The sequence below is a fragment of the Streptomyces sp. NPDC005963 genome (assembly GCF_040638655.1).
Lineage (GTDB): Bacteria > Actinomycetota > Actinomycetes > Streptomycetales > Streptomycetaceae > Streptomyces.
Map to the genome: position 1 here is coordinate 79,360 of NZ_JBEXVD010000023.1, position 14,845 is coordinate 94,204.

Annotated in this window: 12 protein-coding genes and 1 pseudogene; 7 read left to right on the forward strand and 6 right to left on the reverse strand. The window is 69.0% G+C overall.

Annotated elements, in window-relative coordinates:
• Nucleotides 1–612 precede the first annotated feature (612 nt).
• Together ABZ348_RS26175 and ABZ348_RS26180 are read right to left on the reverse strand one after the other, a co-directional pair.
• Nucleotides 613–1,737, reverse strand: a complete 1,125-nt coding sequence (locus ABZ348_RS26175; RefSeq protein WP_358936985.1) for an NlpC/P60 family protein — start codon at nucleotides 1,735–1,737, stop codon at nucleotides 613–615.
• A gap of 306 nt (nucleotides 1,738–2,043) precedes the next feature.
• Nucleotides 2,044–2,826 (reverse strand): class I SAM-dependent methyltransferase, encoded by a 783-nt coding sequence (locus ABZ348_RS26180; RefSeq protein ID WP_358936987.1) that lies wholly within the window; start codon nucleotides 2,824–2,826, stop codon nucleotides 2,044–2,046.
• A gap of 308 nt (nucleotides 2,827–3,134) precedes the next feature.
• Here ABZ348_RS26180 and mshA point away from each other — a divergent pair, with 308 nt between their 5' ends.
• Together mshA and ABZ348_RS26190 are read left to right on the forward strand one after the other, a co-directional pair.
• On the forward strand, nucleotides 3,135–4,475 hold the full coding sequence (gene mshA, locus ABZ348_RS26185) for a D-inositol-3-phosphate glycosyltransferase (protein WP_358936989.1): 1,341 nt from the start codon (nucleotides 3,135–3,137) through the stop codon (nucleotides 4,473–4,475).
• A pseudogene (locus ABZ348_RS26190) lies at nucleotides 4,468–4,938 on the forward strand (YbjN domain-containing protein); the annotation flags it as partial. The gene mshA and the pseudogene ABZ348_RS26190, both read left to right, overlap by 8 nt.
• A gap of 219 nt (nucleotides 4,939–5,157) precedes the next feature.
• Here ABZ348_RS26190 and ABZ348_RS26195 read toward each other — a convergent pair.
• Nucleotides 5,158–5,751 carry a hypothetical protein gene (locus tag ABZ348_RS26195; RefSeq protein WP_358936991.1) on the reverse strand — a complete coding sequence of 198 codons (594 nt, stop codon included), beginning with the start codon at nucleotides 5,749–5,751 and terminating at the stop codon, nucleotides 5,158–5,160.
• Between the two features lie 205 nt (nucleotides 5,752–5,956).
• Between ABZ348_RS26195 and ABZ348_RS26200 the strand changes: the two genes are divergently transcribed.
• Together ABZ348_RS26200 and ABZ348_RS26205 are read left to right on the forward strand one after the other, a co-directional pair.
• The gene (locus ABZ348_RS26200) at nucleotides 5,957–7,543 is read left to right on the forward strand and encodes an MFS transporter (protein ID WP_358937084.1); all 1,587 of its coding nucleotides are present in this window, start codon (nucleotides 5,957–5,959) and stop codon (nucleotides 7,541–7,543) included.
• Nucleotides 7,544–7,869: 326 nt separating this feature from the next.
• Nucleotides 7,870–8,061, forward strand: a complete 192-nt coding sequence (locus ABZ348_RS26205) for a hypothetical protein (RefSeq protein ID WP_358936993.1) — start codon at nucleotides 7,870–7,872, stop codon at nucleotides 8,059–8,061.
• A gap of 118 nt (nucleotides 8,062–8,179) precedes the next feature.
• On the opposite strand, the gene ABZ348_RS26210 is transcribed toward ABZ348_RS26205, so the two are convergent.
• A complete protein-coding gene (locus ABZ348_RS26210) occupies nucleotides 8,180–9,487 on the reverse strand; it encodes an MFS transporter (RefSeq protein WP_358936995.1) in 1,308 nt (435 codons plus the stop codon).
• Nucleotides 9,488–9,627: 140 nt separating this feature from the next.
• Between ABZ348_RS26210 and ABZ348_RS26215 the strand changes: the two genes are divergently transcribed.
• A complete protein-coding gene (locus ABZ348_RS26215; RefSeq protein ID WP_358936997.1) occupies nucleotides 9,628–10,386 on the forward strand; it encodes a phosphoglyceromutase in 759 nt (252 codons plus the stop codon).
• Between the two features lie 170 nt (nucleotides 10,387–10,556).
• Complete coding sequence (locus ABZ348_RS26220) at nucleotides 10,557–11,081, forward strand: hypothetical protein (protein WP_358936999.1); 525 nt, start codon at nucleotides 10,557–10,559, stop codon at nucleotides 11,079–11,081.
• Nucleotides 11,082–11,164: 83 nt separating this feature from the next.
• Here the strand turns inward: ABZ348_RS26220 and ABZ348_RS26225 are convergent, their stop codons facing one another.
• The gene (locus ABZ348_RS26225) at nucleotides 11,165–12,316 is read right to left on the reverse strand and encodes an ABC transporter substrate-binding protein (RefSeq protein WP_358937001.1); all 1,152 of its coding nucleotides are present in this window, start codon (nucleotides 12,314–12,316) and stop codon (nucleotides 11,165–11,167) included.
• Between the two features lie 283 nt (nucleotides 12,317–12,599).
• Between ABZ348_RS26225 and ABZ348_RS26230 the strand changes: the two genes are divergently transcribed.
• Nucleotides 12,600–13,538: a restriction endonuclease gene (locus ABZ348_RS26230; protein WP_358937003.1), complete on the forward strand. Its 939-nt coding sequence runs from the start codon at nucleotides 12,600–12,602 to the stop codon at nucleotides 13,536–13,538.
• A 511-nt stretch (nucleotides 13,539–14,049) separates the two neighbouring features.
• On the opposite strand, the gene phoU is transcribed toward ABZ348_RS26230, so the two are convergent.
• Nucleotides 14,050–14,727 (reverse strand): phosphate signaling complex protein PhoU, encoded by a 678-nt coding sequence (phoU, locus tag ABZ348_RS26235; RefSeq protein ID WP_358937004.1) that lies wholly within the window; start codon nucleotides 14,725–14,727, stop codon nucleotides 14,050–14,052.
• Nucleotides 14,728–14,845: the final 118 nt, after the last annotated feature.

Below are 14,845 nucleotides of genomic sequence, written 5' to 3' on the forward strand. Positions count from 1 at the left end.
CAGCGCCCCCATGACGAACATCACGCCGGTGGACACGTCGGGTCGCCGGGTGGCGATGGAGCCGGTTGCGCTGGTGGTGGGCGGTGGGGGAGTGCCGGCCGCGTTTCCAGGGGGCGGATGGGCGTGGGCGGTCGTTGTGGCGTGCCTGGGAGTGGCCCCCGCGCCGTCACCGAGCGGTTCGACCGGCTGTTCGACCGGCGTGAGCGGCTTTCCACGGCATTCTCCGCCGCGCTCGGGGTGAGTGTGGAGTCCCCGCGCCAGGTGGGGGCATTAAGCCCCCATAGGGGCCGTAGGGCATCACCGGCAACACTCGCCCCAATGGTGCTGCGGATGGGTATGGGCGAGTGTTACCCATGTCTCATTTATTACCACCGACTAGGCGTGTTTTCGACGTGCCGTCAGCCGTCAGCCGTCAGCGTGCTCGGTGCTCGGTGCTCGGTGCTCGGTGCTCGGCCAGCGGTGGTCGGTGCTCGCTCCCGGCTCGGGGCACACGCCGACGCGCCCGCGCATCCGATGGCTGCCCCGCCCGAGCAGCACCCGTCCGTACACCACCCTGCCCCGCCCCGCCTGGGCGTCGTGGCCCGCCGGCTGGATCCCGGCGGGGGGCGGAGTTCAGGGACGTACGACGCCGAGGATCTTCATCGAGCCCGCACCCGTGAGCGTCACGTGCCGGCCCGGCCGGGGGGAATGAACGATCACCCCGTCACCGACGTACATCCCCACATGGCTGGCATCGGCGTGGTAGATGATCAGGTCGCCGGGCTGCATGTCCTCGACCGCCACCTTGGGCAGTTGGCGCCACTGCTCCTGCGAGGTACGGGGAATGGGCCGCCCGGCCGTCGCCCATGCCCGCGAGGTCAACCCCGAGCAGTCGTACGACCCCGGGCCCTCAGCCCCCCACACATACGGCTTGCCGATCTGCGCCTTCGCGAACTTCACCGCAGCCGCCCCCTGCGCGGTGGCGGTCGCACTGCGTTGGAGCGGTGCCGTCCTCATCCACTCCGACTGGGCCCGGTCCGCCGCCCGTCGCTCCAGCAGGAGCAGCCGCTCGCGCTCCTCCTTGCGCAACCGCCCCTCTATCGCCTCTGCCGCCGCGATCTTGGCGTCGATCTCCTTCTTCGCCTCGGCCTGTCGGACGCGGTTGGCCTCCAGCTTGCGCAAATGCGTGCTCGCGTCCTGGGAGTAGGACTCCAGGTCCGCCTGCGTCTGTTCCAAGTCGCGCAGGAGGTCCCTGGTCGCCTTCATCCCGTCCTTGATCCGACTCGCGCCGTCCAGGAAGAGCTGCGGGTCGTCGGTGAGCATAAGTTGGGCCTCGGGCGGTAGCCCACCGCTCTGGTACTGGGCGCGAGCCGCTGCGCCCGCGCGCAGCTTGAGATCGTCGATGCGGGCCTGGCCCTTGACGATCCGCTCGGTCAGTTCGGTGATCTCCTTCGACTGCTGCTCGGCCTGTTCCTTGGCGAGGTTGTAGGTGTCCGTGGCGGAAACGGCCTGGTGGTAGAGGCCCTCTATCTCCAACCGGATCTCGTCGAGCGACTTGGGCGCGGCGGGCGCGGTCGGCGCACCGGTCGGGCCGTTCCCCGGGAGCGGTTCGGGGGCCTTCGGTAGCAGAGGGGAGCCGGGGGCAACTGCTGGTGGTCTGGGGACCGCGGGGGAGGCGAAGGCCGTGCCCGGTGCTGCCAGGGCGGTCAGCGCGCAGACCAGGGCGATCGCCGCGGTGGCGCAGTGGCGTCGATGCACAGCTCCCCTCCCGTACCCATCTGAATTACCGTCAGTAACGTGCCGGCGTCGTGGCGATGCTGCCACGGTGGGGCGGAAAGCGACAGGGCGCCTGTGTCGTCTCCGCAGCGCGATCCCGTCCCCCGAAATCACAAGACGAACGGCGCTCCCGTCTCGTTCCCCAACGATCCGTTTCGGACGGTCATCCCTGCTGGTCGGCCAGTGTCCGCATGCCGTTGCACCCCGCACCTGGCACCGGTCGTGACGACTCCCGGGCCGACCCGCTCTGGCCCAGGGGGCGTTCGACGAGGGTGTACGGGAGTCGTCTCAGACGGAGCGGGGCGCGAGTGCCGCCCAGTCCACGGTGACCTCGCCCTGCCGCCAACGCCGATGGTCGTCCCGCAGTGGCCAGTCGGTGCCCAGGTCGCCGACCGCCCTGATCCAGCGCTGCCGGGCACTGAGCGGGGCGTAAGGAGCCGCGCTCGCCCAGGCGCGGTCGAAGTCCCGTAGGAACGCATGGACCGGCTCGCCCGGGACATTGCGGTGGATCAGCGCCTTCGGCAGCCGTTCTGCCAGGTCCGACGGCCGGTCGAGCGAACCCAGTCTGGCCGCGAACGTCACCGTCCGCGGCCCCTCGGGTCCGAGCGCCACCCAGACGTGCCGTCGTCCGATCTCGTCGCAGGTGCCTTCGACCAGCAGTCCTTCCGGTGCGAGCCGGGACCGCAGTCGTTTCCAGACGGCGTGGACGTCGTCCTCGTCGTACTGGCGCAGCACGTTGGCCGCGCGGATCAGTGTGACGGCGGGGGCCACGGGGATCTCGAAGCCCCCGTGTCGAAAGCTGAGCCCCTCGCGTGCGTAGGGTTCGGCCGCCGCGACCCGCTCCGGATCGATCTCGATGCCGATGACTTCGCAGCGCGGGTCGGCGGTGCGCAGCCGGCGCAGCAGTTCGAGCGTGGTCCAGGGGGCCGCGCCGTACCCGAGGTCGACCGCCACCGGACGATCGCTGCGACGCAGTGCCGGGCCGTGGACTGCGGCGATCCAGCGGTCCATCCGACGCAGTCGATTGGGGTTGGTGGTCCCGCGGGTGGCGGTGCCTACGGGGCGTGTCATGGAAGCGAGCGTATGTGGTGTGCGGTGGGTGCGGCCCCGGTGCCGGATGCCCTCGCAGCGCATTTGGAACGCGAGGTTCCGTGCCGATGTGGACGGGGCCGGGCGCGTCCGGTCAACCGCGGTGGTGGCAGCCGATGCCCCGATCCCCGTCCCCTTCCTCGTCGTCCCGGGTGCCGGAGAGCGGTTGGCAATAATTTGGTAAAGCGGACACACTCGGGAAATGGAAGGGGGCGGTCCGCTGTTGTCGGCGAGTGGAGGGCTGCTGGTGGCCCCAGCTTGCCGTGCCCTGAGCGAGGAGGACCTTCGACGTGAGCCAGTACGTCTCCCGCCTCTCCGGCAGCTTCTTGGCTCCTCGCATCAGATTTCCGGGCGGCCACCGCAAACCGCGCCGGATCGCGATGCTCAGCGTCCACACCTCTCCCCTCCACCAGCCGGGGACGGGCGATGCGGGCGGGATGAACGTCTACATCGTGGAGCTCGCCAAGCGCCTCGCCGCCATCAACATCGAGGTGGAGATCTTCACCCGGGCCACCGCCGGCGGCCTCGCCCCCGTGGTGGAACTGGCGCCGGGAGTGCTCGTACGCCATGTGGACGCCGGCCCCTACGAGGGGCTCGCCAAGGAGGAGCTCCCCGGTCAGCTCTGTGCCTTCACCCACGGCGTGATGCAGGCGTGGGCCGGACACCGCCCCGGCCACTACGACCTGGTCCACTCCCACTACTGGCTCTCGGGCCACGTCGGCTGGCTCGCGGCAGAACGCTGGGGCGTCCCCCTGGTGCACGCCATGCACACCATGGCCAAGGTCAAGAACGCCGCCCTCGCCGACGGCGACACCCCCGAACCCGCCTCGCGCGTCATCGGCGAGACCCAGATCGTCCATGCCGCCGACCGGCTGATCGCCAACACCGCCGAAGAGGCCGACGAGTTGGTCCGCTTCTACGACGCCGACCCCGCGAAGGTCGCCGTCGTCCATCCCGGCGTGAATCTCGACCGGTTCCGTCCCGCTGATGGACGGGCCGCGGCCCGGGCTCGTCTCGGAGTCCCGCAGGGCGCCTTCGTCCCCCTCTTCGCGGGACGGATACAACCGCTGAAGGCCCCCGACATCCTCCTGCGGGCCGTCGCACAACTGCTGGTGCGCGAACCGGGGCTGCGGGCACGGATGTACGTCCCCATCGTCGGCGGCCCCAGCGGCAGCGGGCTGGCCAGGCCCGAGGGGCTCCAGAAGTTGGCGGCCCGCCTGGGCATCGCCGACATCGTCCACTTCCATCCGCCGGTGGACCAGGACGTGCTCGCGGACTGGTTCCGTGCCGCTTCGACGCTGGTGATGCCCTCATACAGCGAGTCGTTCGGTCTGGTCGCCATCGAGGCCCAGGCGGCGGGCACCCCGGTGGTCGCCGCCGCGGTGGGCGGACTGCCGGTCGCGGTGTGTGACGGGCGGACCGGGATGCTCATCGACGGCCACGACCCCGCCGACTACGCCACGGCGCTGCACCGGCTGCTTCTCGACCCGGATCTCGCCACCCGGATGGGCGTGGACGCCGCACACCACGCCGAACACTTCGGCTGGGACACCGCAGCCGCCGCCACCGCGGACGTCTACACGGCGGCGATGTGGGAACGACGCCGCCGGGTACGCTCGCACCATGTCTGACGCACCGCAGCCGGCTCTGATCATCGAGAGTGCCCTGAAGGACGCGGGTCTGGAGTGGGAGAGCCCGGCCAGCGGTTCCTACGTGGTCACCCTCCCCGGCTCCCGAAAGCTCTCCACGACCTGCTCGCTGCGCATCGGCAGGCACTCGCTGTCGGTGAACGCCTTCGTCATCCGGCACCCCGACGAGAACGACGCAGCCGTCCACCGCTGGCTGCTGGAGCGCAACCTCAAGCTGTACGGGGTCAGCTATGCGGTGGACCAGCTCGGCGATGTCTATGTCACCGCGCGGCTGCCACTCTCCGTGATCAATGGGGCGGAGCTCGATCGACTGCTCGGTGCGGTGCTCGAAGCGTCGGACGGTGCGTTCAACACGCTGCTGGAGCTGGGGTTCGCGACTGCGATCCGCAAGGAGTACGCCTGGCGGGTGTCCCGGGGCGAGTCCACGAGGAACCTGGACGCGTTCGCCGGACTGACCGGATCAAAGGGATCAGCCGGCTCGACGGACTTGACCGACTCAACGGGTTCAACGGGTTCAACGGGAGCTGCCGAAACAGCCGGATCAGTCGAAACGGGCGAGTCGGCCGAGTCGGGCGAGGGGCGTTCCCACTGACCCTCCGCCCGCGGGGAGCGCTCGCGCGGACCCCATTGCGTGCCAGAAGCCACGCGAGTCAGCGGACGTGCGTCAGGAGACCACGCGGAACTGATCCAGCGTGGCATGGGCTTCCGCCCGGTCCTCGGCCGAGAAGCAGCGGCGGTTCTGTTTGATGAGATAGGCGTGGGTACGCACGTTCTGTAGCCATTCCGTGCGCTGTCCCTCGACCGAATGCAGCGATTCGGCCTTGCGCTTCTTCTTCTTTGCCAGATCGCGCAGTTCGCCGCAGTCGACCTTCGACCTGTGGTGGCCGCCCGACGGGAACGCCTGCCCGGCGAGGAAGCCGCCGAGCGCGAGCACGGTGGCGGCCAGCACGATGCTGGCGATCATCCAGGGATTCCGTCTTCGGCGCGGAGCCGGCTCGGGCGCGTGTGGCGCATGTGGTGCGAAATTCTCCATGATTCCCCCTCTGGCGGTGATGGCGGTGGGATCATACAGCCGGTTTCCGGAACCTTTCTGCACGCTGAATCCGCCCGTGGACGGCCTGTCCGCCAGCGGGTTTTGACCTGCGGGTGAGGCATGAGCGGAATCCGTTCGAAAATCGAACAGGCGGGATCGCTCGGGTTGTCCTTCGATGTGGCCGGCAACGCCGTCGTTGGCGGGCGCGAGGAACTCCCCGTCCATCGGATGGCTCCTCCCGCCGTGTGTTCCCCGTCCGCCGCGGGCCCCCTACTCGGCGCCCGCTCCGGCCGAGGTCCGCAAGCTCTTTCGCGGTGGGACACCATCACTCATCGCCCCGATCGACTCCGTCCACCGCTCGTTCCTCCGTGCGGCACTACGGGCTGCACGGCAGAATCTGCGCATGAGTGAAATGTCCGGAGAGTCAGAAATGGGGAGATCTTCGAGCGGTCCCTCCACGCCCCGGGAAACCGCACCCAACGAGCGGCTCGCCCTCGCCGCCATGATGTTCGCCGTGGCGATGACCTTCATCGACCAGACGATCGTCGCCATCGCGGCCCCGGACATCACCCATGAGCTGGGCCTCTCCTCGGCCGGTATGCGCTGGGTGGTCAATGCCTATCTGCTGGCCCTCGCCGCCTTCTTCGCACTCGGCGGACGTCTGGCCGACATCTACGGCCACCGCAGGATCATGCTCATCGGGACCCTGGTCTTCGTGATCTCGTCCATCCTCTGCGGTTGCGTGCCGACCGGCGATTTCGCCCAGGCATGGATGATCGTCTTCCGGGCGACCCAGGGGATGGGGGCGGCCCTGATGTTCCCGGCCGCGCTCGCGGTGGTCGTCGCCGTCTTCCCGGTGGAGCGCCGCGGCCGGGCACTGGCCCTCTTCTTCGGGATCTCGGGCGGCCTCACCGCACTGGGCCCCCTCCTCGGAGGCTGGCTCACCACCTGGACCTGGCGGGCGATCTTCTGGGTCAACGTCCCGGTCGCGGTGATCGCGATCGTGCTGACCGTGTTGGCACGCATCCCCAACGTCGAACGCAAGGAACGACTCGACGTACCGGGTGCCGTCCTGGTCGCCCTGGGCATGGGGCTGAGCGTGCTCGGACTGCAACAGGCGTCCGAGTGGGGCTGGGACTCGGCGGCCACCTGGGTGTGCGTCGTCGGTGGCCTGCTGGTCCTGGTGGCCTTCTGCCGCTACGAACTCCGGCTGTCGGAACATCCGCTGATCCAACTACGGGTCTTCCGCGACCGTGCCTTCGCCGTGGACAACGCGGTCCTCTTCTTCGCGATGCTGGCCTTCGTCCCCTTGTTCTTCTTCGCCTCCGTGTACGCACAGGTCTCGCTCAACGCCTCCCCCAATGAAGCCGCGCTCTACCTCCTCTACTTCTTCATCGGATTCGCCATCACCTCCCAGCTCGGCGGACGCATCCTGGACAAGCGCGGCGCCCGTCCGGCCATGCTGCTCGGTACGGCACTGGGCGCCGCCGGATTCGCCCTGTGGGCCGGGCAGCTCACGGACCTCTCCTTCAGCGACCAATGGCCCTATGTGGTCCTGGCCGGAGCCGGCATCGGCTTTCTGCTGGCCCCGGCGTCCACCGACGCGGTCAACCGCTCCATCAACGCCTCCTACGGGGAGGTCACCGGCATCACCCAAACCGTCCGCAACTATGCCGCGGCGGTCGGTCTCGCGGTGTACGGAACCGTCCTCGCCCACATCACGACCGAGCGGGTCACCGGAACCCTGGAAGGACGAGGGGTGCCGACCTCGCTGGCGCGCCAGGCGGCGCAGAAGGTGACCCAACAGGTCACCGGCCATGCCCAGGAACGGGGGCCCGCGGGAGAGGGAGGGGTCGCGGTGTTGGTGAAGGAGGCGACCCAACATCTGCGGGTGGACTTCGCCGAGGCCAACCAGTGGGTTTTCTACGGCATGGCGATCGCCCTCGCCCTGGCCTTCCTCTGCGCCCTGGCGCACCCGGGCACCCGGGTCACGGACGACCCCACCATCCGTAGGTGAGGGGCGCTGTCGCTCGGCGGGACGCTCGACGCCGGAGGGCGATCGCTTCGAAGTGACGTGCGACACAGGGGTGTTGGTGCTGGTCAGTCCGGTTACGCAGCCGGTCGCCCGAGCCGCACAGGCCAACCGCACCCCTGCACACCGATATGACGCTTCCTCATGCACGTGTCGTGCGCGGGTGCGGCTCCGCGCACTCTGTCTGCCGCCGTTCGGCTTCGTTAGGTTGCCGGTCAACGGGTACGCAGCCCGTACCGAACAGCGCCACCGCACTGCGTCCCGCACTTCCGTGCCGCACGGCACACCCAACACCGGAAAGGGAGGGCCTCGTGCCCCAGACCAGACGCATCATCCTGCCCCCGCTCCTCGCCGCACTTCTGGTGTCGGGCGTCGGTGCCTTGGCCGCCATCGGCTCCGGTCCGCAGCAGAGCGCCGCCCCGAGCGCGGGGGCGTTCGTGGGTGTGCCCGGGGCCGCCGTGCTCGGCGACCACCATGCGCCGGTTCCTCCGCGCCGGCCCTGAAGCGTCCGGAAACCCTCGGGGTGTGGTGAGTGAGGGGAGACGCCGTGGGCACGGTGGGCGGACAGCACGGTGACGGTCGGCGGACCGTCCCGAGTCGGATCGCCCACCGGGGAAACGTTCAGTCGGAAGGGGAGCCGGCCGCGCTGGGCGCCTGTACTCCGTCGTTCGCCTTCTGGGTGGCGGTGGGTCCCGGTTCCGCGCCTTCGAAGCCGGCGGCGGGGAGATTGCGCATTAGACCCCAGTACCCCACCCCCGCCACCGTTCCCAGCGCGGCACACATCCCCCACAGCCACGCGGCCCCCAAGCCGTCCATGACCGTACCGGCGAGCACCGGCGCGATCAGTGAGGCCGCGGCCCAGGACAGGGTGTACATCCCCTGGTAGCGGCCCCTCCCGTGGACCGGCGACAGCCTGACCACCAACCCCGTCTGAGTCGGCGCGTTCACCATCTCGGCGAGCGTCCAGATGCAGACCGTCAGTGCGTACGCGGCGATCGACCCGGCGAACGCCGTCAGCCCGAAGCCGTACCCGGCCAGCAGCGACGACACGATCAGCAGCCGGCGCGGATCACGGTGCTCGATGTAGCGGGTGAGGGGGATCTGGAGGGCCACGATGAGCCCGCCGTTGAGGGCCATCACCAGGCCGAAGTCCGCGGCTGAGAATCCGGCCGCGCCCATCGCCAACGGCAGTCCGACGAAGCCCTCCATGAAGATCAACGAAATCAGGAACGACAGTCCGACCATGCCCATGAAGCGGCCGTCGCGCAGCACGGTCCCCAGGCTGACCTGCTCCCCTTGCTCCGAGGAGCCCGCATCCGCCGGTCCGGTCCGCTCCGGCCGGGACTCCGGCAGCTTCACATAGATGAAGATCGCGCAGGCCAGCGTCATCACGGCCTCCCCGAGGAAGCCCACCAGATAGCTGTACTCGGCGATGAATCCCGCCGCGGCGGCCGAGATCGCGAAGCCCAGGTTGATCGCCCAGTAATTCAGCGAGAACGCCCGCACCCGATCCTTTGGGGCCACGATGTCCGCCATCATCGCCTGCACGGCGGGCCTGGAGGCATTGGTCGCCGCACCGACCACCGTCGCGACGACGGCGATGGCCACCGGGTGCTGCACGAAGCCCAGCACGGCCACCGACACGGCCGTCGAGGTCTGGGCGATCAGCAGGGTGGGGCGTCGCCCCAGCCGGTCGGTCATCACACCCGCACCGATGGACGAGACCACTCCGCCCAGCCCGTAGAGCGAGGCCACCAGCCCCGCGTACGAGGCCGAGTAGCCGCGCTCCAGGGTGAGGTACAAGGTCATGAAGGTTGCCACGAAAGCGCCGAGGCGATTGACCAGGGTGCTGGTCCACAGCCACCAGAACTCGCGGGGGAGCCCGGACACGCTCTCCTCGATCGCACGCCGTGCCCGGGCGATGGGCATATGTCCCCCCAGTGGCCTTGATCAGGCCATGTAATGGCTCTTTCCGTTTTGCGCACATTACATAGAGGGTCATCCCACCGCCAGTGACTTGACGCCGACCGCAAGCGAAGGGCCGAAGGGCGTCCATTAGGCTCGGAGGCATGGCCGACGCACCGTACAAGCTGATTCTCCTCCGCCACGGCGAGAGCGAGTGGAACGCGAAGAACCTGTTCACCGGCTGGGTGGACGTCAATCTCACCGAGAAGGGCGAGAAGGAGGCGGTCCGCGGCGGAGAGCTGCTCAAGGACGCCGGTCTGCTCCCCGACGTGCTGCACACCTCCCTCCAGAGGCGTGCCATCCGCACCGCCCAGCTCGCGCTGGAATCCGCCGACCGGCACTGGATTCCCGTGCACCGCTCCTGGCGCCTCAACGAGCGCCACTACGGCGCACTCCAGGGCAAGGACAAGGCGCAGACCCTCGCCGAGTTCGGCGAGGAGCAGTTCATGCTCTGGCGCCGCTCCTACGACACCCCGCCGCCCGCCCTTGAGGACGGCACCGAGTTCTCCCAGAGCGACGACCCGCGCTACGCGACCATCCCGCCGGAGCTGCGTCCGCGCACGGAGTGCCTGAAGGACGTCGTCGTCCGGATGCTCCCGTACTGGTACGACGGCATCGTCCCGGACCTGCTGGCCGGCCGTACCGTCCTGGTCGCCGCGCACGGCAACTCCCTGCGCGCGCTGGTCAAGCACCTCGACGGCGTCTCCGACGAGGCCATCGCCGGGCTGAACATCCCGACGGGCATCCCGCTGGCCTACGAGCTGGACGCCGACTTCAAGCCCCTCAAGCCGGGCGGCACCTACCTGGACCCGGACGCGGCTGCGGCGGCGATCGAGGCGGTCAAGAACCAGGGCAAGAAGTAGTAGCCCGACTGGTCAAGCCCCCTGTCCGTGGATCTTCCGCGGGTGGGGGGCTTGTTGCCGTACGGGGGGCGGTTCCGGGCCGTCGGACGGGACGGTGCCAGCGGCCGGCAGGCACACACTCGACTGCGAGCTCTCTCGTGTTCGGCCACTCCCCGGAGGACAATGTCGCCATGAATGCCGGGGAGATCGCATTGGTGGGAGCGGTGGCGGGCATCGTGGCGTCGGTCGTCGGCGCCGGAGGAGCGGTGGTGGCCGCTCGTCTGACCGGTCGACACCAGTCGAGGAGCCAACACGCCCACTGGCAGCGCCAAGTGCGCCGCGACGCCTACGCAGCCTTCCTGGACTCCGTCGCACAATTCAACGAGCTGCGACGTTCCTATCGCGAGTGGTCCCTGCTCGACCAGGACATACCCACGGGCACGGCCGACAGGCTCCGCGAGCTCATCCGCGGCATCGAGCAGGCCCTGCTCATCGTCGAGTTGGAAGGTCCCGCCGAGGTGGCGGCGGCGGCCGACAGGGTGATGCGCTCGATCGCTGACTGGCAAGCCTCCGCCATCGTCTCCGAACTCCGCGCCGCCCGGGGCGTTCCGCCCCGGGACGACCTCCCCAGCAGCGACGCGATGCACCACCAGGTCAGTCAGTCCGTGATCGCCTTCAAGACCGCCGCTCGGGCAGCCCTCGACGCTCCGGACTGAGCCGCTCCCGACTGGACCACCCCGGACTGAGCCGTTCCACGGAGCTGTAGCGGCCCAGGTGCCGGCTCGGCCGCTACGGAAGGTCAACCGGTGCGGAGAATCCGAAAGCGATCGGGTTCCGCGGGGTCCCGGTCGACGACCTGGATCGGCGCCTTGGCCCATTGCCACACGCTGATGCCTGGAGTGCGGGAGAACTGAATGGGCCCGCGCGTGCCTTCCACCCCGATGCGCGACCAGGGTTCGACGGTGCGCGACCAGGGTTCGGCGGTACGCGCCCGGTCCACGCCGTGCGAGCGCAACAGGTCGGCGAGGACGACGATCGTGTCGTAGCCCTCGAAGGCGACGAAGGAGGGCGCCCCGGCCAACTGCTCCCGTAGGGCCGTCTCCACCCGTGCCCCGAGCGGGCTGAGGCGCTCGGGCAGATAGCGCAGGAACGGGATCGCGGTGCCGTCGTCACCCAGCAGGGTCGCCCACTCGGTGAACTCCGGTTGCCCGGCCGGAGCACCGATGGTGATCCCGGTGAGGCGCCGGTCGCGGCGGATGGACGTGACAATCGACACCGCCGGCTCCGGATGGCCGACCAACAGCAGGAGGACGGTCGCACCACTGTCGACGAGTTCGTCGCACAGGGCCGCGGGGTCGAGCGCGCTCATGTCGAGTTCGACGACCGTGCCACCGCGTGGAGCGAGGTGCTCCCGCAGGATGCGGGCCCCGGATTCCCAGTAGACACTCGGCTGGGCCGCCACGGCGATGCGGCTGTGGCCCGCGCCGAGGAGGAAGTCCGCGTAGACCTGCCAGCCGCGGGACTGTTCCGGGGCGAGGCGCGCGATCCGTTCCGTCGGCCGTTCGGTGAGCGCGTCAAGAACCGCCGAAGAGCAGAGGAACGGCAGCCCGAGGGCATCGGCCCTGGTGGCGGCGGCGCGAGCGACGACGCTGTGGTACTCCCCGGCCAGGGCGGCCACGCCCAGTTGAGCCAGTTCGTCCACGGCTTCGACCGCTTTGCGGGGATCAGCCGCGGTGTCCCGAACCACCAGCTCCAGTGGCCTCCCGGCGATCCCGCCCGACTCATTGACCTCGCGAACGGCCAGTTCGAGTCCGGCGAGCAAGTGGTGACCCGCTTCGGTCCAGCCAGGCCGGGTCAGGGGAGCGAGTGCGCCGATCCGGACGGACGGCCCGTCAGTCGTTGCTACCCCGCTCGACGGTGAGGGCGAGGGTGGCGAGGGGTGCGTGCTCATGCGCTGTCGTTCCCGTCGTTCGTGTCGTACTTGTCAGCCCCGCCTTGACGGACGGACTCGTGTCATCGGCCATTGCATCCACGGCTGTTGCCGCCGGGCAACCGAGTATCGGTGCGCAGAAGCTGCTAGGTCCCTGACCAGCAGAGATCCCAAGAGCAATCCTGATGCGGCCATTGCACATCTGAATCTGATGCCAAAATTCGGCATCAGATTCAGATGTGGCATGTCAGTATGGGGACACGCTCGGCGTGCGAGGCGTCGGCGTGTCTAGCGACGGAGGACCATGAGCGAGCCGGCCGTGAACGTACCGGAGTGGACGTTGGAGCCCGGTCAGCAGATCGAGCGCAAAGTGCTGCACAGCATCTACGGGGGTCGTACGCAGGGCGGCATCGGCCCCTCCGCCAAGAGCCCCCACGTCTTCGTCTTCACCGATCCCGTGGCCGGTGAGAAGCACGGCTACTACGACGACTGGATGCCCGACGGCCTCTTCCACTACAGCGGAGAGGGCCAGTACGGGGACCAGCGGATGATCTCCGGCAATGCCAGCATCCTCAACCACCGGGCGGAAGGGCGCGCTCTGCGCGTCTTCGGCGGAGCACGCGGCACCGTCACCTATCGCGGCGAGTTCGTCGTGGACCAGGAATCACCCTGGTACGCGGCGGATGCACCCGAGACCGGCGACGGGCCGCTGCGCAAGGTCATCGTCTTTCGGCTCAAGCCGGTGGACACCGCACCGCAGCCCCCGACCACCAGGTTGGGGCGGCTGTTGGTGCGCAGCCCCCACGAAGTCGATGAACTGCCCCTGGAGCGCAGCGAGACGGAGAGGACTTATGTCAATCCCAACCGTGAGGCGTACGAAGCCGAGCGCAGGGAGGTCCAGTTGGTCCTGGCGTTCGCCGACTACCTCACCGGCAAGGGCCACCAGTCGCACCGGCACCGGCTGTTGCCGCCCGGAGAGAGCCGCCCCCTGTTCACCGACCTCTACTCCCCGGGGCTCGGGCTGCTCGTCGAGGCCAAGGGCAGTGTGACCCGGGAGAACCTGCGCATGGCGATCGGCCAACTCGCGGACTACAGCAGGTTCGTCTCCCACACCCACCGCGCGATCCTGCTCCCGTCCGAGCCACGGCAAGACCTGCTCGCCCTCGCCAGGAGTCAGCGGTGCGTCGTCATCTGGCAGGAGGGCAAGGGGTTCCGCACCACCGACCCGAGCGCCCTGCCCTAGACGGGAACCGCCCGATGCCGGACGCCGTCGGCGGTCGCCGTGGCCATCGATGGGACGTGCCCCGCCCGATGGCGCCGGGCGGGGCACGTCCGTGTTGCACTGGTGCCGATCGGCGGTCGGTCAGCCGCAGCCGCCGCCGCACTGGCACGAGCCGCCGGACTGGCAGCCGCAACTGCACCCCGTGCCGCAGCCGCACGCGCCGAGCAGTGCCAGTCGCGCCACATACGTCGAGAACTTCTGCGCATGTGCGGTCGTCGTTGGGGGAGCCATCGGAGATATCGAAGACATCGGGGAATTGGGGGAATCGATCATGAGTTCCTCCTGATGGGCGTACGAGCCGTACAGATGTACGGCGACGGGTTCGCCTTCCGCCATTCCATGCCCGCCCTGGCGGGCGCATCAACAGCGCGTTGAGGCATGGGGCCTCCGTCGCACTGCCGCGCCGCGATCCGGCGCAACACCCCGGAGATCCGGCAGAGCCCTCCCTCCTCCGGGAGGGCTCGCGGGAACCTCAGCTTCCGTCCACCGGGGTAATTGGCTGGATCTCGTCGGCGTGCTCGCCCGTGACCAGATAGACGACCCGCTTGGCCACCGACACCGCATGATCGGCGAAGCGCTCGTAGTAACGACCCAACAGCGTTACATCCACCGCCGTCTCGATCCCGTGCTTCCAACGATCTTCCATCAGGTGCTGGAACAGCGTCCGGTGCAGCAGATCCATCTCGTCATCGTCCGTCTCCAGCTGGAGTGCCAGATCGACATCCTTGGTGATGATCACCTCGGCGGCCTTCGCCATCAGCCGCTGGGCGAGCTGGCCCATCTCCAGGATGGTCGCCTGAAGGTCCTGGGGCACCGCCGAATCGGGGAATCGCAGCCGGGCCAGCTTTGCCACGTGCTGCGCCAGATCACCGGATCGCTCCAGGTCGGCGCTCATCCGCAGCGAGGTGACCACGATCCGCAGATCCGTGGCGACCGGCTGCTGCCTGGCCAGCAGGGCGATGGCCCGCGCCTCCAGATCGTGCTGGAGATCATCGACCTTCTGATCCGCGGCAATTACGGTTTCGGCCAGTTTGAGATCGGCGTCGAGCATGGCCGTGGTGGCGCGTCCAATCGCCGACCCCACCAGTCGGGCCATCTCGACAAGACCCTCGCCAATGGAATCAAGTTCCTCGTGGTACGCGTCCCGCATCGGGTTCCCTTTCTGCTGATGAACAGAGGTCCGGGTGGGGCACTCGGACCTCCACGCTCCCACGGTGCACGGAAAACCCGTCCAGATCCTCCCGGCCAAATGAACCGGCCCCATCCCC